The 18,638-nt window shown below is 71.8% G+C and carries 15 protein-coding genes and 1 tRNA gene; 11 read left to right on the top strand and 5 right to left on the bottom strand.

The genetic code is table 11. From position 1 onward, the window contains the following. Positions 1–3: 3 nt before the first annotated feature. Entirely contained in the window at positions 4–537 is a 534-nt protein-coding gene (locus tag ACQZ2A_RS15285; RefSeq protein ID WP_430212770.1) for a PPA1309 family protein, read from the bottom strand. Between the two features lie 111 nt (positions 538–648). Here ACQZ2A_RS15285 and ACQZ2A_RS15280 point away from each other — a divergent pair, with 111 nt between their 5' ends. From ACQZ2A_RS15280 to ACQZ2A_RS15255, 6 genes are all read left to right on the top strand, one after another. Further along, complete coding sequence (locus ACQZ2A_RS15280) at positions 649–3,702, top strand: UPF0182 family protein (protein WP_430212767.1); 3,054 nt, start codon at positions 649–651, stop codon at positions 3,700–3,702. A 78-nt stretch (positions 3,703–3,780) separates the two neighbouring features. Then, positions 3,781–3,854 (top strand) — tRNA-Met (locus tag ACQZ2A_RS15275). A gap of 333 nt (positions 3,855–4,187) precedes the next feature. Beyond that, positions 4,188–5,528: an NAD(P)/FAD-dependent oxidoreductase gene (locus ACQZ2A_RS15270; RefSeq protein ID WP_430212764.1), complete on the top strand. Its 1,341-nt coding sequence runs from the start codon at positions 4,188–4,190 to the stop codon at positions 5,526–5,528. 48 nt (positions 5,529–5,576) lie between these two features. After that, positions 5,577–6,869 (top strand): M16 family metallopeptidase, encoded by a 1,293-nt coding sequence (locus tag ACQZ2A_RS15265; RefSeq protein WP_430212762.1) that lies wholly within the window; start codon positions 5,577–5,579, stop codon positions 6,867–6,869. Next, entirely contained in the window at positions 6,866–8,209 is a 1,344-nt protein-coding gene (locus ACQZ2A_RS15260) for a M16 family metallopeptidase (protein ID WP_430212759.1), read from the top strand. The genes ACQZ2A_RS15265 and ACQZ2A_RS15260 overlap by 4 nt, the downstream gene beginning before the upstream one ends. After that, positions 8,199–8,714 carry a methylated-DNA--[protein]-cysteine S-methyltransferase gene (locus ACQZ2A_RS15255; RefSeq protein WP_430212757.1) on the top strand — a complete coding sequence of 172 codons (516 nt, stop codon included), beginning with the start codon at positions 8,199–8,201 and terminating at the stop codon, positions 8,712–8,714. Before ACQZ2A_RS15260 ends, ACQZ2A_RS15255 begins: the two co-directional genes overlap by 11 nt. 7 nt (positions 8,715–8,721) lie before the next feature. On the opposite strand, the gene hisN is transcribed toward ACQZ2A_RS15255, so the two are convergent. After that, positions 8,722–9,537: a histidinol-phosphatase gene (gene hisN / locus ACQZ2A_RS15250; protein ID WP_430212754.1), complete on the bottom strand. Its 816-nt coding sequence runs from the start codon at positions 9,535–9,537 to the stop codon at positions 8,722–8,724. Positions 9,538–9,808: 271 nt separating this feature from the next. On the opposite strand from hisN, the gene ACQZ2A_RS15245 reads away from it, so the two are divergent. The 5 genes from ACQZ2A_RS15245 (at position 9,809) to ACQZ2A_RS15225 (ending at position 15,755) form a co-directional block, all read left to right on the top strand. Continuing rightward, positions 9,809–11,431: a peptide ABC transporter substrate-binding protein gene (locus tag ACQZ2A_RS15245; RefSeq protein ID WP_430212752.1), complete on the top strand. Its 1,623-nt coding sequence runs from the start codon at positions 9,809–9,811 to the stop codon at positions 11,429–11,431. A 211-nt stretch (positions 11,432–11,642) separates the two neighbouring features. Continuing rightward, a complete protein-coding gene (locus ACQZ2A_RS15240; RefSeq protein WP_430212749.1) occupies positions 11,643–12,572 on the top strand; it encodes an ABC transporter permease in 930 nt (309 codons plus the stop codon). Further along, positions 12,565–13,494: an ABC transporter permease gene (locus tag ACQZ2A_RS15235; RefSeq protein ID WP_430212746.1), complete on the top strand. Its 930-nt coding sequence runs from the start codon at positions 12,565–12,567 to the stop codon at positions 13,492–13,494. Before ACQZ2A_RS15240 ends, ACQZ2A_RS15235 begins: the two co-directional genes overlap by 8 nt. A 10-nt stretch (positions 13,495–13,504) precedes the next feature. Beyond that, positions 13,505–14,542 carry an ABC transporter ATP-binding protein gene (locus ACQZ2A_RS15230; protein WP_430212743.1) on the top strand — a complete coding sequence of 346 codons (1,038 nt, stop codon included), beginning with the start codon at positions 13,505–13,507 and terminating at the stop codon, positions 14,540–14,542. Further along, the gene (locus ACQZ2A_RS15225; RefSeq protein ID WP_430212741.1) at positions 14,535–15,755 is read left to right on the top strand and encodes an ABC transporter ATP-binding protein; all 1,221 of its coding nucleotides are present in this window, start codon (positions 14,535–14,537) and stop codon (positions 15,753–15,755) included. Before ACQZ2A_RS15230 ends, ACQZ2A_RS15225 begins: the two co-directional genes overlap by 8 nt. A gap of 31 nt (positions 15,756–15,786) precedes the next feature. Here the strand turns inward: ACQZ2A_RS15225 and rsgA are convergent, their stop codons facing one another. Genes rsgA through ACQZ2A_RS15210 form a run of 3 tightly spaced genes read right to left on the bottom strand, consistent with a single transcriptional unit; the run spans position 15,787 to position 18,636 of the window. After that, entirely contained in the window at positions 15,787–16,815 is a 1,029-nt protein-coding gene (gene rsgA, locus ACQZ2A_RS15220) for a ribosome small subunit-dependent GTPase A (RefSeq protein ID WP_430212738.1), read from the bottom strand. Further along, entirely contained in the window at positions 16,815–18,107 is a 1,293-nt protein-coding gene (aroA, locus tag ACQZ2A_RS15215; protein ID WP_430212735.1) for a 3-phosphoshikimate 1-carboxyvinyltransferase, read from the bottom strand. Before aroA ends, rsgA begins: the two co-directional genes overlap by 1 nt. Further along, positions 18,094–18,636 (bottom strand): DoxX family protein, encoded by a 543-nt coding sequence (locus ACQZ2A_RS15210; RefSeq protein ID WP_430212732.1) that lies wholly within the window; start codon positions 18,634–18,636, stop codon positions 18,094–18,096. Before ACQZ2A_RS15210 ends, aroA begins: the two co-directional genes overlap by 14 nt. Positions 18,637–18,638 lie beyond the last annotated feature (2 nt).

Here is an 18,638-nt window from a genome sequence, read left to right as displayed (position 1 = left end):
CGTTCAGTCGAACGTCGCCCGCAGGGCGTGGACGATGCCGGGCGCGATGTCCTCGCCGAGGGCGACCTGGTCGTCGCTGTCGTGGGCGCGCTGACGCAGCAGGCAACGGGCCGCGCCGTCGCGGGTGACGGCGACGACGAGGCGGACGTCGGAGCGGTCCGGGTGCTCGGCGACCGCGCGGCGCGCCTCGTCGGGGTCCTCCGGGAGGTCGCGCTCGGCCGCGGGCGGAAGCACGACGCGCTCGACCGCCAGGGCGCAGCCGGTGACCTGCTCGGGCCACGCGATGCGCGCCAGCAGGTCCTCGATGTCGTCGGCGTCGGGGAGGTCCTCCTGCTCGACGGCCGAGAGCGCGCCGGCCACGGCGTCGTGGGCCGCGAGCCCCTCGGCGAGCTGCGGCTCGCGCACCACGAGGTCGGCCGTCGGGACGAGGGCGAAGAGCCGCACCGGCTGGTCCCACCCGGACCTCGAGACGTGCCGCTCGGTGTCGAGGGCGGCGAGGGTCAGGGGGTCGGTGACGGGGCGCGGTTCGTGGCTCACGCCCCCATGGTGCCCGAGGGGACGATCGGCCCCGTCCGCGCGTTCAGGACGGCGAGGTAGGTTGACCTCCACCGCCGCACGACGACCCCGCCTGACGGGACGAGGAGAGCTGTGAGTCGCTCCGACTGGTTCGACGGACCCGACGGCCCGGGCGAGGGATCGCCGCGCCCCGCCGGTGGAGCCGGGGGAGGTGCGGGCGGCGTGCTGCGGCGTCGTCGCGGTCCGCTGCTGCCCACCGCGCTCGTGCTCATCGGGCTCGCCGTCGTCGGGGGCATCGCCGCCGACATCCTCACCGACGTCTGGTGGTACGACTCCGTCGGCTTCCGCGGGGTCTTCGTCAAGGAGCTGCTCGCCAAGACCGGCATCTTCGTGGTCGCCGGCCTGCTCACCGGTGGAGCCGTCGCGGTCTCGCTCGTCGTGGCCTACCGCACCCGCCCCATCTACGTCCCGGTCACCCCGGCCCAGCAGGTGCTCGAGCAGTACCGACAGGCCATCGAGCCGCTGCGCCGCGTGGCCGTCATCGGCATCCCGGTCGTCCTCGGTCTGCTCGCGGGCTCGGGGTCGATGGGTGCGTGGAAGACGTTCCTGCTGTGGGCCAACGGAGTTCCGTTCGGCACCAAGGACCCGCAGTTCGGGCTCGACGTCGGGTTCTTCGTCTTCACCCTGCCGTGGCTGAACTTCCTCGTCAGCTTCCTCACCGTCGTGCTCGTCCTGGCGTTCCTCGCCGGCGGCTTCACGCACTACGTCTACGGCGGGCTGCAGCTGCCGGGCCGCGGCCCGTCCACGCGCGCGGCCTACGTGCACCTCGGCATCCTCGGTGCCCTCCTGGCCCTGACGCGCGCCGCCTCCTACTGGCTCGACCGGTACTCGCTGTCGAACCAGAAGGGCTCTCTGCTCACCGGCATCACCTACACCGACGCCAACGCGGTGCTGCCGACCAAGGCGATCCTGGCCGTCGCGGCCCTGATGTGCGCCGCGTTCTTCCTCGCCGCGATCTGGAGCCGCAGCTGGCGGCTGCCGGTCATCGGCGTCGGGCTGCTCGTGGTGACGGCGGTCGTCGCCGGCACCATCTACCCGGCGCTCATCCAGTCCCTGCGCGTGCGGCCGTCCGAGCGCTCGCTCGAGGCCACGTACATCGACCGCAACATCAAGGCCACGAGCTCGGCGTTCGGGCTGGACCGGGTCGAGCGCATCGAGAACGTCGTGCCCGCGCAGGAGCCGTCCGAGGACACCCTGCGCACCGGCGCCGAGGCCATCCCCGGCGTGCGCGTCATCGACCCCAACGTCGTCGCCCCGACCTTCCGCCAGCTCGAGGGGGAGCGCGACTTCTACGCGTTCCCGGACACCCTCGACGTCGACCGCTACACGATCGACGGCAAGGTCAACGACGCCGTCGTCGCCGTCCGCGAGATGAACCTCGACGGTCTGCCGGACGGTCAGCGCAACTGGCTCAACGACCACACCGTCTACACGCACGGGTACGGCTTCTACGCCGCGTACGGCAACCAGCGCAGCCCGCAGGGCGACCCGGTCTTCTTCGAGGGCGGCTCGCGGAACAACCTGGGGGAGTACGAGCCCCGCATCTACTTCGGTGAGCTGTCGCCGAGCTACTCCGTGGTCGGGGGGCCGTCGGGCGGTGAGACGCGGGAGTACGACCGTCCGGGCAGCTCCGAGGGCTCGTCGGTGAAGAACACCTACACGGGGGAGGGCGGCGTCCCCGTCGGCTCGTTCATGCGCCGGCTCGCCTACGCCGTCAAGTACCGCGAGGCGAACTTCCTTCTCTCCGACGCGCTCAACTCGGACTCGCGCATCCTCGACCACCGCAGCCCCAAGGAGCGGGTCGAGCGGGTAGCGCCGTGGCTGCAGCTCGACGGCAACGTCTACCCGGCGGTCGTCGGCGGGCGGGTGAAGTGGATCGTCGACGGCTTCACGACGTCGAGCAACTTCCCGAACAGCCGTCTGCTCGAGCTGTCCGAGGCCACCTCGGACTCGGTGGCGCAGCGCTCCAACGTCGTGCAGGTCCGCACCGGCGAGGTCAACTACATCCGCAACGCCGTCAAGGCAACCGTCGACGCCTACGACGGCTCGGTCCAGCTGTACGGCTGGGACATGAACGACCCGATGCTCAAGGCCTGGACCAAGGCGTTCCCGGGGTCGGTCCAGCCGCTGTCCTCGATCTCCGGCGAGCTGATGGCCCACATCCGCTACCCGCAGGACCTCATCAAGGTCCAGCGCGACCTGCTCAACGAGTACCACGTCACCCGGCCGGACGACTTCTACACCGGCAACGACCGCTGGCGCGTGCCGCGCGACCCGTCGCTGGCGACGCAGGACATCCCGGTGGTCTTCCAGTCGATCGCGCTGCCGGGGGAGGAGGCGCCGGCCTTCTCCATCACCTCGCCCTTCGTGCCCGCCAGCAACAACGAGGGCGGCCGCGAGATCCTCCGCGGCCTGCTCGCCGTCGATGCCGATGCGGGGTCGACCGCCGGGAAGCCGGCGGAGAACTTCGGCAAGCTGCGTCTGGTCGAGTACTCCTCGAACCAGGCGCCGTCCGGCCCGGGTCAGGTGCGCAACCAGATCCAGAACTCGACGGCCCGCTCGCAGAACACCGCCGAGCCGCTCAACCTCGCGCAGTACATCACCAGCAACTCCGGCGAGGGCAAGACGCTGACCTTCGGCAACCTGCTGACGTTCCCGCTCGGCGGGCGGACGTTCTACGTCCAGCCGATCTACGTCCAGGCCTCCGGTGGCTCGGGGTCCTTCCCGCAGAACAAGGTGACCGTCGCCGTGTACGGCACCAACGTCGCGTGGGGCGACACGCTCACCCAGGCCATCACGGGCCTCTTCGGCGAGGGCTCGGGCGACGGCGGCGGCGGAGGCGGGGGTGACGGCGGCGGGGGCACCCCGACCCCGGAGACCTCCCTCGAGCAGCAGCTCGCCGCGGCGATCACCGAGATCCAGGCGGCGTACGCGGACGGCCAGGAGGCGCTCACCAAGCGCGACTTCGCCGCGTACGGCCAGGCCCAGGCCCGGCTCGAGCAGGCCATCCAGGAGGCCAACGACCTCGCGGCCCGGCTCGGGACGGCGGCGCCCACGCCGTCGCCGAGTGCCTCGCCGAGCCCGTCACCCTCCCCGTCGGCGGCGACGACGGCCAGCCCGGGGTAGCCGATTTGGCGGCGGCCGCCCGCGTCGCGTAACCTCGGGGACATACCGAGCACGGCCGCAAGGACGTGACTCACTCGACGCGGGGTGGAGCAGCTCGGTAGCTCGCCGGGCTCATAACCCGGAGGTCGCAGGTTCAAATCCTGCCCCCGCTACTGAATGACGAAGGCCCTGAACCGGCGAAGCCGGTCAGGGCCTTCGTCGTGGGCGGGATGCCGGGAGCGCGAACGAGCGGGCGACGAAGGAGCCCGCGCGTGAGCGCGGAGTCCTGCCCCGCGACCAGCACCTCAAGAAGAACCAGGAGCCGAGCGACGTCCTGCCCCGCGGCCAGCACGGCGAGTACCGCGGCCCCCGCTCCGTGCGAGATGCGCGCCTCCGCACCCCACCGCACCCTGACCCCCGCACCTCGTACGCACCCCGGCCCGCGACTCCCGTCACACCGGCGTGTCGGCGGAATCACCGCGCCGGGTGCTCCCGTTGGACTCGACGTGACCACCACCCCCACCGGCCGCAAGCACCGCCTCGTCGTCATCGGCTCCGGCTTCGGAGGGCTCTTCGGCACCCGCGCCCTGCGTCGGCGCGACGACGTCGAGATCACCCTCGTGGCCCGCACCGCCCAGCACCTGTTCCAGCCGCTGCTCTACCAGGTGGCGACGGGCATCCTCTCCGAGGGCGAGATCGCCCCCAGCACCCGCGAGGTGCTCGCCCGCCAGAAGAATGCCCGCGTCATCCTCGGCGACGTCACACACATCGACCTCGAGGCGCGCACCGTCACCTCCGCGCTGCTCGGCACCGAGACCGTCACCGAGTACGACTCCCTCCTCGTCGCCGCCGGGGCCGGCCAGTCCTGGTTCGGGCACGACGAGTTCGCCGAGTTCGCGCCGGGCATGAAGTCGGTCGACGACGCCCTCGAGCTGCGGGGGCGCATCTTCGGCGCCTTCGAGCTCGCGGAGATCGCGACGGACGACGAGGACGCGCGCCGCGCCCTCACGTTCGTCGTTGTCGGCGCCGGCCCGACCGGGGTCGAGATGGCCGGCCAGATCGCCGAGCTCGCGAGCCGCACGCTCAAGCACGACTTCCGGCGCATCGACCCCACCCAGGCCCACGTCATCCTCCTCGACGGCGCCGACGAGGTGCTGCCGTCCTTCGGCGAGCGGCTCGGGGGAGCGGCCCGCCGCCGGCTGCAGGAGATGGGCGTCGACGTCCGGATCGGCTCGATGGTGACCGACGTCGACGAGACCGGCCTGACCTACAAGGACCCTCAGGGCCACGTGGTCCGGGTCGAGGCGCTCACGAAGATGTGGGCCGCCGGCGTCCAGGCGAGCCCGCTCGGCCGGCAGCTCGCCGAGCAGTCCGACGCCGAGCTCGACCGTGCCGGCCGGGTCAAGGTCAACCCTGACCTGACCCTCCCCGGCCACCCCGAGGTGTTCGTCGTCGGCGACATGATCGCCCTCGACGACCTCCCGGGTGTCGCGCAGGTCGCCATCCAGGGGGCGCGGTTCGCCGCCAAGGAGCTGACCCACCGCCTCGACGGCAAGCCCTCGCAGGAGCGGTTCACCTACCGCGACAAGGGGTCGATGGCGACGGTCTCGCGCTTCAGCGCCGTGGCCTCCATCGGGCGCCTCCGCTTCCACGGCTTCATCGCCTGGCTGCTGTGGCTCGGCGTGCACATCGTCTACATCATCGGGTTCAAGAACCGGGTGACGACGTTGCTGCACTGGGCGGTCAGCTTCCTCGGCCGGGGCCGGGCCGAGCGCGTGGCCACCGAGCAGCAGGTCTTCGCGCGCCGGGCCATCAAGGCGGCCGACGACCTGCGCGACGTCGGCTGAGGCCCGCTTCCGCGACGGAGCCGCCACCCGGACCGTAGGGTGACCGCCATGCCGCTCGACTACCCGATCCACCGGCGCACGCTGCCGAACGGCCTGCGCGTCGTCGTCTCGCCCGACCACACCGTCCCGAACGTGACGGTCAACCTCTGGGTCGGCGTGGGGTCACGGCACGAGCAGGCGGGCCGCACCGGCTTCGCGCACCTCTTCGAGCACCTGATGTTCCAGGGCTCGCGCGGCGTGCGCAGCGGCGAGCACTTCGAGGCGCTGATGGCCGAGGGCGGCCGGCTCAACGCGACGACGTGGTTCGACCGCACGAACTACTTCGAGACCGTGCCCACCGGTGCGCTCGAGCTGGCCCTCTGGCTCGAGGCCGACCGGCACGGCCACCTCCTCGACGCCGTCACCCAGGAGAACCTCGACAACCAGCGCGACGTCGTCAAGGAGGAGAAGCGTCAGCGTTACGACAACCAGCCGTACGGCAACGCGCTCATCGACGTCTACGCCGCGGTCTTCCCCGAGGGCCACCCGTACCACCACCCGACCATCGGCTCGATGGAGGACCTCGACGCCGCGAGCGTCGAGGACGTGCACGAGTTCTTCCGGCTCCACTACGCCCCGGACAACACGGTCGTCACGCTCTGCGGCGACGTCGGGGCCGAGGCCGGCTTCGCCCTCGTGGAGAGGCACTTCGGCGCCCTCGACGCCCGCGCCGCCGAGCGCCGCCCGGCCCTCCCGCAGCTCGAGCCGCTCACCGAGCCGGTGCGGGTCGAGCGCCGCGAGCAGGTGCCCAACGACCGGCTCCACGTCGCGTTCCGGCTGCCCGTCGACGAGACCGACGAGCTGCTCGCGGCCACGGTCGCCCTCGACTGCCTCGGAGGGCTGTCCAGCTCGCGGCTGGTCCGCCGCATGGTGCGCCGCGAGCAGTCGGCCGTCGGGGCGCACGCCACGGCGTGGGGGTTCGTCGACGGCGTCTCGCTCGGCTTCGTCGTCATCGACGTCGCGCCCGGCGCCGACCCGGCCGCCCTCGAGACCGCTCTCGTCGAGGAGCTCGAGCGGCTGGCTGCGGAGGGGCCGACCGCCGAGGAGCTCGAGGCATCGGTCGCGCAGTCCGAGCGCGCGTGGCTCTCGGCGCTGGCCTCGCAGGAGGAGCGGGCCGACATGCTCAGCCGCAACGCACTCCTCCACGACGACCCGGCCGTCGTCAACCACCACCTCGACCGCGTGCGCGCGGTCACCGCCGAGGACGTGGTCGCGGCCACCCGTCGGTGGCTGCGGCCGGAGAGCCGGGCGGTGGTCGCCTACCTCGTCGCGGACGCCGCGGGCGAGGAGGCCGTCGCGTGAGCCGCCCCGTCGTCCTGCCGCCGGCCCCCTGGACCTTCCCCGCCGCCACCGAGCACCGCCTCCCCAACGGCCTGCGCGTCCTGCTGCACGACCTGCCCGGCCAGTACGTCGTCTCGATGCGCCTCGTCGTCCCGACGTCGCTGGCCACCGAGGAGCGGGCCGTCGAGGGCGTGTCCTCGATGATGGCCCGCCTGCTCGACGAGGGCACCGAGGACCACGACCCCGAGGAGTTCGCCGAGCTGCTCGAGCGCCACGGGATGGCCCTCGGGGCAGGGGTCTCCGACGGTGGGCTGCTGGTCGACGTCGACGTGCCGCAGTCCCACCTGGCCACCGCGACCCGGCTCCTCACCGATGCCCTGGCGAAGCCCGTCTTCCCCGAGGACGAGGTGCGTCGCATCCTGCGCAGCCGGCTCGCCGAGATCGAGCAGGAGCGCGCGTCGGGTGCCCACCGCGCCGCGCGAGAGACGGCCCGCACACAGTGGGACGCCTCCGACCGCGCCTCCCGTCCCGCGGCCGGCACCGTCGAGACGGTCTCGGCGATGACCCGCGAGGACATGGTCGCCCGGCACGCCCGCACCGTCGGCCCGCAGGGGGCGACGCTCGTCGTCGCCGGTGACCTCTCGGGCGTCCCCGCCCTCGACCTCGTCGCGGCGTCCCTGGGGGAGTGGACCGCACCCGACCACGTCGCGCCGCCGGCCGCGCTCGCCCCGGTGCCCGCACCCGACCGCGCCCGCGTGGTCGTCGTCGACCGGCCCGGCGCGGTGCAGACCGAGATGGTCGTCTCCTGCCCCGGCCCCGACCGCTCCACCCCGCACGGATGGGCGCCGCACCCGGTGCTCTCGTTCGTCGTCGGCGGCTCGCCCAACGCCCGCATCGACGCCGTCCTCCGCGAGGAGAAGGGCTACACCTACGGCGTCCGGGCCTCCTTCCGGCCGCGCGTGGCCGGTGGCTCGTTCGTCACGTCGGGCTCGGTGCGCTCGGAGGTGACCGGCGAGGCGGTCGGCATCCTGCTCGACATCCTCGACGGCGCGCGGGAGGGGTTCTCCGACACCGAGCTGCGCACGGGCGTCGACTACGTCGCGAAGACCGCGCCGGGTCGGTACGCCACGGCCGACACGGTCGCCGACGAGACGGCGGCGCTGGCGCTGGAGGGGCTGCCCCTCGACTTCACGACCCGCAACCTCGCCGCCGTCTCCGCCCTCACGCGTGACGACCTCGACGCCGCGTACCGGCGCACGGTCACGGGGGAGTGGACCGTCGTGCTCGTCGGGGACGCGGCGAGCATCGTCCCCGACCTCGAGGGCCGGGTGCCGGGCCCGGTGACCACCGTTGCCCGCTGACCCCGTCGGGGCGTCCTCGCTCGTCATGCCGTCGCCGATCGGGCGGCTGGAGCTCCTCGCCCGGGACGGGGCGCTCGTCGGCATCCGCTTCGACGCGGCATCGGACGGCACGCCCGGCACGCGGCGCGAGGGCACGGACGTCCTGCGGGAGGCCCGGATCCAGCTGGGCGAGTACTTCGAGGGGCGGCGTCGGGTCTTCGACCTGCCCCTGCGGCCGGTCGGCACCGCGTTCCAGCAGCGGGTGTGGACCGCTCTGGCCGACGTCCCGTGGGGCACCACGACCACCTACGGCGCGCTGGCCCGGCTGCTCGGCCTGCCCGCCGGCGCCTCGCGCGCGGTCGGCGCGGCCAACGGCGCCAACCCGCTGCCGGTCGTGCTGCCGTGCCACCGCGTCGTCGGGTCCGACGGCACGCTGACCGGCTACGCGGGCGGTCTGGAGCGCAAGGCCCTGCTGCTCCGCCTCGAGGGCGTGGCCACCGCGGCGGACCAGGACGCCCTGTTCTGACGGTGTGTCAGTCGCCGGAGGGGACCACCGAGGGGCGCCCGCCGCCGGCGAGCCGGGCCAGCACCTCGTCGTGGAGGATGCCGTTGGTGGCCAGGGCGTTGCCCCCGAACGGGCCGTCGACGCCGTCCACCGAGGTGAAGCGACCCCCCGCCTCGGTGACGATGGGGACGAGCGCGGCCATGTCGTAGACGGCGAGGTCGGGCTCGGCGGCGATGTCGACCGCCCCCTCGGCCAGCAGCATGTAGGACCAGAAGTCACCGAAGGCGCGCTCGCGCCAGCAGGTGCGGGCCAGGGCGAGGACGGCGTCCATCCGGCCGATGTCGGCCCACGAGGTGGTGCTCGACAACGAGAGCGAGGCGTCCTCGAGCCGGGAGACGCCCGAGACGTGGAGGCGCTTGGCGCTGGTGAGGCTGCGGCCGGCCCACGCCCCGCTGCCGAGCGTGGCCCACCACCGGCGCCCCAGCGCCGGCGCGGCGACCAGACCGAGCACCGGGACGCCGTCGTCGACCAGGGCGATGAGGGTGGCCCAGACCGGCACGCCGCGGACGAAGTTGTGGGTGCCGTCGATGGGGTCGATGACCCACTGGCGCGGGCTGGACCCGGTGGGGGGCAGCTCCTCGCCGACGACGGCGTCGCGCGGGCGGGTGCGCTTGAGCTGGGAGCGGACCAGCTCCTCGGCGTCGCGGTCGGCGTCGCTGACGAGGGTGAGGTCGGGCTTGGTCTCGACCCGCAGGTCCTCCGCGCGGAAGCGTTCGATCGTGATCCGCTCGACCGCGTCGGCCAGGACGTGGGCGAGGCGGAGGTCGTCGTCGTAGCCGGGCACGAGCCTCACCGTAGCCGCTCGCGCCGAAGATCTTCCGGCGTCGGGGACGAGTCGGTCGCACTTCGGTCACAATCGGGTATCGGCCGCTCACGGAACTTCCCTCGGGGCGGTTCGTGGTGTTGTGTGGACCGCGCACGCCGGAGGGCGCTGCCAATCGAGGTGCACCCGACCGGGGCAGCTCAGGGTTATGGCCACTCGACACCGGGTGGCGACCACTTCACACAGGAGGACATCCATGCGAGGAACTGCTCGCACGGTCGCTGTTGCGGCCATGTCCGCAGTCGCTCTTCTCGCTGCCGGTTGTGGCAGCGGGGACAGTGGTGGCGGCGAGAGCTCGGCGGCGGGTGGCAAGACGGGTGGCGAGATCACCGTCCGTGGCTGCAACCCGGAGAACCCGCTCGTCCCCAGCAACACGACGGAGACCTGCGGTGGCAACGTCATCGACGCGATCTTCTCGAAGCTGGTCCACTACGACGCGGAGACCGCCAAGCCCGAGAACGACCTCGCGGAGTCCATCGAGACGACGGACAACCAGAACTTCACGGTCAAGCTGAAGACCGGCCGCAAGTTCCACGACGGCACCGACATCAAGGCCAAGAACTTCGTCGACGCCTGGAACTACGCCGCCTACGCCCCCAACGGCCAGAGCAGCGGCTACTTCATGGAGCCCATCGAGGGCTTCGGCGACCTCCAGTGCACCGGTGAGGGCGACGACCCGTGCGCCGGCGCCGGCGTCGCGAAGGCCAAGGAGCTGACCGGCCTCAAGGTCGTCGACGACACGACCTTCACGATCAAGACCTCCGAGAAGGTCTCGAACCTCCCGGTCCGTCTCGGCTACTCGGCGTTCTCGCCGCTCCCCGACGTGTTCTTCACCGACCCGAAGGCCTTCGGCGACAAGCCGGTCGGCTCGGGTCCGTACAAGCTGGACGCGTGGAACAAGGAGCAGTCGATCGTCCTGTCCAAGTTCGCCGACTACAGCGGTGACTTCGGCGGCAAGGTCGACAAGATCACGTTCAAGATCTACCAGCAGTCCGACGCGGCGTACAACGACGTGATCGCGAACAACCTGGACATCACGGACGAGATCCCGACCAGCGCGCTGATCGGTGAGAAGTACAAGCAGGACCTCCCGGACCGCAACGCGGAGAAGGAGACCGGTGTCATCCAGACGGTCACCTTCGCGCCGACCAAGGTCGACCCGAACTACGCGGACCCGAAGATCCGTCACGCCATCTCCATGGCGATCGACCGCGACACCATCGTCAAGCAGATCTTCAACAACACCCGCAAGCCGGCCACCGGCTGGGTCTCCCCGGTCGTCGACGGCTACAAGGCCGACCAGTGCGGTGAGTTCTGCAAGTACGACGCGGCCAAGGCCAAGGCCCTCCTCCAGGAGGCCGGCGGCTTCAAGGGCGGCAAGATGACCCTGTCCTACAACGCGGACGCCGCGCACAAGGACTGGACCGAGGCCACCTGCAACAGCATCAAGCAGGCCCTGGGCGTCGAGTGCGTCGCCACCGGTGTCGTCGACTTCGCGACCTTCCGGACGCAGATCGGCGACCGCAAGATGAAGGGCATGTTCCGCACCGGCTGGCAGATGGACTACCCGTCGATCGAGAACTTCCTCGCCCCGATCTTCAAGACCGGCGCGTCCTCGAACGATGGCGACTACTCCAACCCGGAGTTCGACAAGCTCCTCGGTGAGGCGGCTGCCGAGCAGGACGCCGCTGCGGCCAACACGAAGTACCAGCAGGCCGAGGCGCTCCTCGCGACCGACATGCCGGCGATCCCCATGTGGTACGGCAAGACCACCATGGGCTGGTCGGACAAGGTCACCGGGGTGAAGATCACCGCCTTCGGCACCATCGACTTCACGTCGGTGGCGGTCAAGTGACCTGAGGAACCGTCAGGTCCCTCTCCACGCGTCGTCGGCCTGTCAGCAGCTGCTGGCAGGCCGACGGCCGTGTCCGGGCCGGGGTGCGCGAGGATGCCGGGTCCCGCTGCTACCACCGTCCGGATGCATGGTCTAGGTTCATCCCCGGTACCCCAACCCGACGCTGTCGTCCCACCACGGACGAGGTGTCCCGAGTCCTCAGGAGGTGACGATGGGCACGTACATCATCCGACGGATCCTCCAGATGATCCCGGTGGTTCTCGGCGCCACGTTCCTCATCTTCGCGATGGTCTTCGCCCTACCGGGTGACCCCGTCGCGGGCAAGTGCGGAGAGCGCCCCTGCTCGGCGGCCTTCCGCGCCGCGTACATCCAGAAGTACAACCTCGACAAGCCGCTGCCGGTCCAGTACGGCAAGTACCTCGTCAACCTCGCCAAGGGCGACCTCGGCGAGACCTCGAACGGCATCCCCGTCACCGAGCAGCTCAAGCTGCGCGTCCCCGTCACCGGGAAGCTCGCGCTGCTGGCCGTGCTCATCGAGACGGGGGTCGGCATCCTCGCCGGCGTCCTCACAGGCATCAGACGCGGAGGCTTCCTCGACAACCTCGTCCTGGTCTCCACGCTGGTGCTGATCTCGATCCCCATCTTCGTCGTCGGCAACCTCGCCCAGTACTGGCTCGGGGTCAAGGCCGGGTGGTTCCCGGTCACGGTGACCTCGGCGAACCCGACGGTCTACGAGCTGCTGCTGCCGGCCATGGTGCTCGGCTCCATCTCGGTGGCCTACGTCGCGCGGCTCATGCGCACCAACCTCGTCGAGAACCTGCGCGCCGACTACGTGCGCACGGCGGTCGCCAAGGGCCTGACCAAGCGTCGTGCCATCGGCCTGCACGCCCTGCGCAACTCGCTCATCCCCGTCGTCACCTTCATCGGGTTCGACTTCGGGGCCCTGCTCGCGGGCGCGGTCGTCACCGAGGGCATCTTCAACATCCCGGGCATCGGCGGCTACGTGTTCCGCGCGATCCGGGTCCGTGACGGCGCCTCGGTCGTCGGCGCGGTGACGCTGCTCGTCATCGTCTACCTCGTCGTCAACCTGCTCGTCGACCTCCTGTACGGCCTGCTCGACCCGAGGATCAGCCATGAGTGACGCCGCCATCGCCGAGACCACCGCCGCGGCCCCGACCGCCCCCGAGGGTGGCGACGCCGGGCCCGCACGCTCGCTCGCGTCCGACGCCTGGCGGGCCATGCGCAAGAACCCGTTGTTCTGGGTCTCCTCCGCGCTGATCTTCGTGTTCCTCCTCATGGCCGCCTGGCCGAGCCTGTTCACGAGCACCGACCCGACCGAGGCGATCCTGCGCGAGGCGCGGATCACCCCGGGCGCCGATGCCTGGTTCGGCCGCGACGGCCAGGGCTACGACATCTACGCCCGCTGCATCTACGGCGCACGTGCCTCGATCCTCGTCGGCCTGCTGACGACCATCGGCACCACGCTCGTCGGCGGCATCATCGGGGTCTTCGCCGGCTACGCCGGCGGCTGGACCGACACCCTGCTCTCGCGCATCGGTGACGTGTTCTTCGCGATCCCGCTGCTGCTCGGTGCGGTGCTGGTCCTCGTGACCCTGCCGGCCACGGACAACTACTACCTGATCGTCCTCAAGGTCGTGCTGGCCCTCGTCGTGCTCGGCTGGCCGAGCATGGCGCGCCTGATGCGCAGCAGCGTCATCCAGGTCAAGCCGAACGACTACGTCCAGGCGGCGCGCGCCCTCGGTGCCAGCCCCTGGCGGGTGGTGCGCTCGCACATCGTGCCGAACGCGCTGGCCCCGATGATCGTCGTCGCGACGATCAACCTCGGTGCCTACATCTCGGCCGAGGCGACGCTGTCCTACCTGGGCATCGGCCTGCAGCCCCCGACCGTGTCGTGGGGTGTCGACATCAGCTCGGCCGTGACCGCGCTGCGCTCCGCGCCGCACGTGCTCTTCTTCCCGAGCCTGTTCCTGTCCCTCGCGGTCCTCGCGTTCATCATGCTCGGTGACGTGGTCCGTGACGCCCTCGACCCGAAGAACCGGTGAAGGAGACGTCATGACGGTTCAGGACACCACGCGGACCGACGACGGCCGCGTCCGCTACGAGCCCCAGGACGGGGTGCTGCTCGAGGTCGACGACCTCTTCGTCGAGTTCCACACCTCCGACGGCATCGCCACCGCCATCAACGGCGTCTCCTTCGAGCTGCGCCAGGGCGAGTCCCTGGCCATCCTCGGGGAGTCCGGGTCGGGCAAGTCGGTGACCGCCCAGGCGATCATGGGCATCCTCGACATGCCGCCGGCGGTCATCCCCTCGGGGCACATCCGCTACTGCGGCCAGGACCTGCTGACCATGCCGGAGGACCAGCGGCGCAAGACGCGTGGCCCGGAGATCTCGATGATCTTCCAGGACGCGCTGTCCTCGCTGAACCCGGTCTTCCCGGTCGGCTGGCAGATCGCCGAGATGTTCCGCGTCCACCGCGGGACGAACAAGTCCGACGCGCTGCAGCAGGCGATCCGGCTCATGGAGCGGGTGCAGATCCCGGCCGCTCGCGAGCGCGTCAAGGCCTACCCGCACCAGTTCTCCGGCGGCATGCGCCAGCGCATCATGATCGCGATGGCCATCGCGCTCGACCCGGCGGTGCTCATCGCCGACGAGCCGACCACCGCCCTCGACGTCACGGTGCAGGCGCAGATCATGTCCCTCCTGCAGGAGCTGCAGGAGGAGCGCCAGATGGGGCTCATCCTCATCACCCACGACCTCGGCGTCGTCGCCGACGTCGCGGACCGCATCACGGTGATGTACGCCGGGCGGCTGGTCGAGAAGGCCGACGTCGACGCGCTGTACGCCTCTCCCGCACACCCGTACACGCGCGGGCTGCTCGAGTCGATCCCGCGCCTGGACCAGAAGGGCCAGACCCTCGCGGCGATCGGCGGGCTCCCGCCGAACCTCATGCGCATCCCGTCGGGCTGCGCGTTCAACCCGCGCTGCCGCATGGCCCGGGACGTCTGCCGCACCGACCGTCCCGAGCTGCGGGAGGTCGCACCGGGCCGGTTCTCGGCCTGCCACTTCGCCGAGGAGGTCGTCGATGCCTGAGGTCGTCCTCAGCGCCCAGAACCTGGTCAAGCACTACCCCATCAAGAAGGGGGTGCTGCGGCGGACCGTCGGGGCGGTCAAGGCCGTCGACGGCGTCAGCTTCGACCTGCACAAGGGTGAGACGCTCGGCATCGTCGGTGAGTCCGGCTGTGGCAAGTCCACGCTCGGCCGGCTGCTCATGCGTCTCGAGGAGCCCACCGACGGCAAGGTGTTCTTCGAGGGCGCGGACTGGTCCGGTGCCTCGCCGAAGGAGACCCGCCGGCTGCGGCGCAACATCCAGATCGTCTTCCAGGACCCGTACACCTCGCTCAACCCGCGGATGACGGTCGGCGACATCATCGGTGAGCCGTTCGAGATCCACCCGGACGCCGTGCCGAAGGCCGGTCGCCGGGCGCGGGTCCAGGAGCTCCTCGAGCTCGTCGGGCTCAACCCCGAGCACATCCACCGCTACCCGCACCAGTTCTCGGGTGGTCAGCGTCAGCGCATCGGCATCGCGCGCGGCATCGCGCTCAACCCCCGGGTGCTCATCTGTGACGAGCCGGTCTCGGCGCTGGACGTGTCCGTCCAGGCCCAGGTCGTCAACCTCATGGAGAAGCTCCAGGACGAGCTCGGCCTCGCGTACGTCTTCATCGCCCACGACCTCTCCGTCGTGCGCCACATCTCGGACCGGGTCGGGGTCATGTACCTCGGCCGGATGGCCGAGCTCGGCGAGGAGGACGAGGTCTACTCGCGGCCGACGCACCCGTACACGCAGGCGCTGCTGTCGGCCGTGCCGGTGCCCGACCCGACCCTGCGGGGCAAGCGCGAGCAGATCGTGCTCGTCGGTGACGTGCCGTCGCCGGCGAACCCGCCGACGGGGTGCCGCTTCCACACGCGGTGCTGGAAGGCGCAGGACACCTGCAAGACGCTCGAGCCCGAGCTCGAGCTGCGCCCGGACGGCCACGGAGAGCACCTGTCGGCGTGCCACTTCGCCGAGCCGCGGCTCATCGTCGAGACGGTCGACGTCACCGACGTCGAGCCCGACGAGCGCTTCGTCTCGAGCGAGACCGACGACCTCGTCGACGTCGGTGCCGGTCTGGGCACCGAGGGCGGTGGCGAGGACGTCGACAGCGGCCAGGCCGAGGACCGGTCTCGGCCCGCGGCCACCGAGGACGCCGTCCGGCCGTCGGACCCGACCCGCGTGGTCGAGGACACCACCGACAACCCGCGCTGACCCCGCGCCACGACGGCCGCGGGTGGGGACCTCAGTCCTCGCCCGCGGCCGTTCGCGTGCGCAGGAGGCGTCGCAGCGACTCCAGGCGCGCGGGACCCGCCGGCCCGGCGGCCCCGCTCGCCACGTACTCGTCGAGGGCGCACTCCTCCTCGTCGTGGGTGCATCCGCGCGGGCACTGCTCGGTGCCCGGTTCGAGGTCGGGGAAGTGGGTGACGATGCGGGCCGGGTCGACGTGGGCGAGGCCGAAGGAGCGCACACCCGGGGTGTCGACGACCCAGCCGTCGTCGTCGGGGAGGGGCAGGGCCACCGCGGAGGTCGAGGTGTGCCGACCGCGGCCGGTGACGTCGTTGACGACGCCGACGGCCCGCAGCGCGTCCGGCACGAGGGCGTTGACCAGGGTCGACTTGCCCACCCCCGAGTGCCCGACCAGCACGCTGACCCGGCCGGCGAGGGCGTCACGCACGGCGTCCAGGCCCTCGATGGTGCCGCCGGGGCCGCGCGAGGTGACGACGTTCGGGACCGAGAGGGGGGCGTACTGCGCGAGGAAGGGGGCGGGGTCGGTGAGGTCGGCCTTGGTGAGCAGCAGCAGCGGCTCCATCCCGGCGTCGTACGCGGCGACGATGCAGCGGTCGATGAGGCGGGGCCGGGGCTCGGGGTTGGTGAGCGCCGAGACGACGACGAGCTGGTCGGCGTTGGCGACGAGCACGCGCTCGACGGGGTCGGTGTCGTCGGCGGTGCGGCGCAGCAGGGTGGCACGCGGGGAGACCCGCACGATCCGGGCCAGGCTGCCCTCGGCGCCGGTGGTGTCCCCGACCAGGTGCACCTCGTCACCGACGACGATGCCCTTGCGGCCCAGCTCGCGGGCGCGCATCGCGGTGACGTCGACGGGGCCGGCGTCGGTGGGCACCAGGACGCGGTAGCGGCCGCGGTCGACACCGAGCACGCGCCCGAGCACGGCGTCGGCGTGCGCGGGGCGCTCCTTGGTGCGGGGGCGCGAGCCACGCCGGTTGGGACGGATGCGGACGTCGGACTCGTCGTAGTCGCGCGCTGACCTCGCCATCAGGCGTCCGCGGTGACCCGCTCGTGGAGCATGCGGTCCCAGAGCCCGGTGAAGTCGGGCATCGTCTTGGCGACGGTGCCGACGTCCTCGACGAGGACGCCAGGGACGGCGAGCCCCAGCACGGCAGCGGCCATCACCATGCGATGGTCGTGGTAGGTACGGAACTGGTTGCCGTGCAACGGCTTCGGGACGATGCGCAGGCCGTCATCGGTCTCGTCCACCTCGGCGCCGAGACCGGTCAGCTCGGTGCGCAGCGCGGCGAGGCGGTCGGTCTCGTGACCGCGGATGTGCGCGACGCCGCGGATGACGCTGGGGGAGTCGGCGAGCGCGCAGAGCGCCGCGACGACGGGGGTCAGCTCGCTGGAGTCGTGGAGGTCGACGTCGACGCCGCCGATGCCGTCGCCACCGGTGACGGTCAGCCCGGAGCGGTCGAGGACCACCTCGGCGCCCATCATGTCGAGGACGTCGCGGACGAAGTCGCCTCCCTGGGTCGTGTACTGCGGCCAGCCGGGGACGTGCACCGAACCGCCGGTGACCAGGGCCGCCGCGAGGAACTGCGCCGCGTTGGAGAGGTCGGGCTCGACCTGCACGTCGAGGGCGTTGACCTCGCTGGGCTCGACCCGCCAGGTGTGCGCGTCACCGTCGTCGACGACCACGCCGGCGTCGCGCAGCGTCTCGACGGTCATCTCGATGTGCGGCAGGCTCGGAAGGGCCTTGCCGTCGTGGCGCACGGTGACGCCCTCGTCGAAGCGCGCGGCCGAGAGCAGCAGGCCGGAGACGAACTGGGACGAGGCCGAGGCGTCGATGGTGACCGTGCCGCCGCGGACCGCGCCACGACCGTGCACCGTGAACGGCAGGCCGCCGCGGCCCTCGTCCTCGACCCGCACCCCGAGGGTGCGCAGGGCCTCCAGGACGGGGGCCATCGGGCGCCGGCGCGCGCCCTCGTCGCCGTCGAAGCGGACCGGGCCGTCGGCGAGGCCGGCGAGCGGGGGCACGAAGCGCATGACGTTGCCGGCGAGCCCGCAGTCGACGGCGCCGCCGCCGGTGAGCGCGGCCGGCGTGACGAGCCAGTCGCCGTCGTCGACGTCCTCCACGACGACGCCCAGCGACCGCAGCGCCCCGGCCATGAGGAGGGTGTCGCGCGAGCGGAGCGGAGCCCGCAGCCGGGAGACGTCGGCCGCGACGGCCGCGAGGACGAGGTAGCGGTTGGTGAGGGACTTGCTGCCGGGGAGGACGACGCGGGCGCGGACCGGCCCCTCGGCGGTGGGGGCGGACCAGTCAGGAGAAGGCATGCTGCGCCTGGGCCGCCTTCAGCTTCGCCTCGGTGGTCGCCTCGTGGACGACGTGGCGCGCCTCGCGCCGCGTCGTGCGGGCCGCGCGCTGGACGCTCTCGCCGGCGAGGTGCGCCCGGTAGGCCAGGCCCGGCTTGCCCTCGGTGTCGACGGCGGCGAGGAGGAGGCCGCCGAGCAGGCCGAGGTTCTTGAGGAAGTGGACGCGCTGCTGCGCGCGGACGTCTGCGTCCTCTTCGCGCCAGTAGCGGTGTGCCGCAACGGTGGTCGGTACCAGCGTGCCCGCGAGGACGACGGCCGACAGGCGGGGGAAGCGGCCGAGCGCGAGCAGCCCGCCGGCGGCGACCATCGCGACACCGTTGGCGCGCACGAGCATCTCGGTGTCGTCGGGGAGGCCGAGCAGCGGGGCGACCTTCTCGACGACCGGACGTGCCGTGTCGGACTTGGCCGACGGGTGCTTCAGCTGGTCGACACCGCCGACGACGAACATCGACGCGAGCAGGGGTCGGGCGATGCGGCGCACCACGGACATCC

Origin of the sequence: Phycicoccus avicenniae, from assembly GCF_050496545.1 — a bacterium.
GTDB classification, from domain to species: domain Bacteria; phylum Actinomycetota; class Actinomycetes; order Actinomycetales; family Dermatophilaceae; genus Phycicoccus; species Phycicoccus avicenniae_A.
Note: the sequence above shows the minus strand (reverse complement) of the source record. Positions and strands in the feature narration are given on the sequence as shown.